This is a genomic window from Bartonella sp. AP58NXGY (genome assembly GCF_042195785.1).
Classification (GTDB): Bacteria; Pseudomonadota; Alphaproteobacteria; order Rhizobiales; family Rhizobiaceae; genus Bartonella.
Genome location: NZ_JBHIOY010000161.1, coordinates 1 through 873, shown reverse-complemented (window position 1 = coordinate 873; position 873 = coordinate 1). Strand labels below are relative to the sequence as shown.

General features: G+C 31.5%; 1 protein-coding gene and 1 pseudogene. One reads left to right on the top strand and one right to left on the bottom strand.

What is annotated here, in order from left to right:
* Nucleotides 1–241: 241 nt before the first annotated feature.
* On the bottom strand, nt 242–574 hold the full coding sequence (locus ACFINC_RS10190) for a hypothetical protein (RefSeq protein ID WP_038473488.1): 333 nt from the start codon (nt 572–574) through the stop codon (nt 242–244).
* Between the two features lie 106 nt (nt 575–680).
* On the opposite strand from ACFINC_RS10190, the pseudogene ACFINC_RS10185 reads away from it, so the two are divergent.
* Nucleotides 681–873: pseudogene (locus tag ACFINC_RS10185) on the top strand (hypothetical protein); the annotation flags it as partial.

Genomic DNA, 873 nt, shown 5'->3' with positions numbered 1-873 from the left:
CTGGTTTTGTCACAAATGCCTCCATACAGCCTATTGGCAAAAGTTATTTTCTAAGATATGGAGTGAACATATTTTCGTTTTACGGTAATGTCAATACAAAAAATACCGTATTACGAAAATTATTTTATGAATATTTTATTTAGATTAGTGTATTTTTTATAGATATTTGGAGATTTTATGAAAGGCTATAAGATTGCAAAAAGAAAATTTTCACAATTATCAAATGAAGAAAAAATAGCAACTATCGCTTTTTTGATTCGATTAAAGTATGAAGAAACGCTAAAGTTGCCCTCCGTTCTTCTTCATTGCAAGACGAATATAGATCATAAAAATCTTGATCTATTTTGCTTAAAGCCGGATACGGAGGATACTCCTTAAAGAAACTGTGTAGATTCACTAGCTCTTCTGCAGTAATATCACGGTAGGCTTTAGAGTCAGAGTCATCAATCGATAATAAGCGTGTAATAGATGATGGACTCAATCCTAAATGTTGCCCTAAAGCCTTACGGCTTCCATGCCCCATTTCATTTAATTTTTCATTAATCCACACTTTTATTAACTTTTGAAAATCCATTTTATTTTTCTCTCTTAAAATTATTAAATAATCAATATTGCGTATTACGAAAATTTTGTTTATATTTGCGTAATACGTAAATATATGACAGAAAATTTTGGATTACATGATTACTCCAGCAGTTACGATTATAAAGTATTTAGGCGGTGCAAAACGCGTGTCGTTGATTTCTCAATGCCATGTATCTGCTGTTTATAAATGGACTTACCCTTTTGAAAAGCGAGAGGGTAAAGGCGGAATTATACCAGCTAAATACCAAATTATGCTTTTAAATTATGCACGTGATCATGGGATAGATT

What these genes read in the sequence shown, in the direction of transcription:
- ACFINC_RS10190 (WP_038473488.1), bottom strand. Translation starts at nt 574, where the DNA reads ATGGATTTTCAAAAGTTAATAAAAGTGTGGATTAATGAAAAATTAAAT.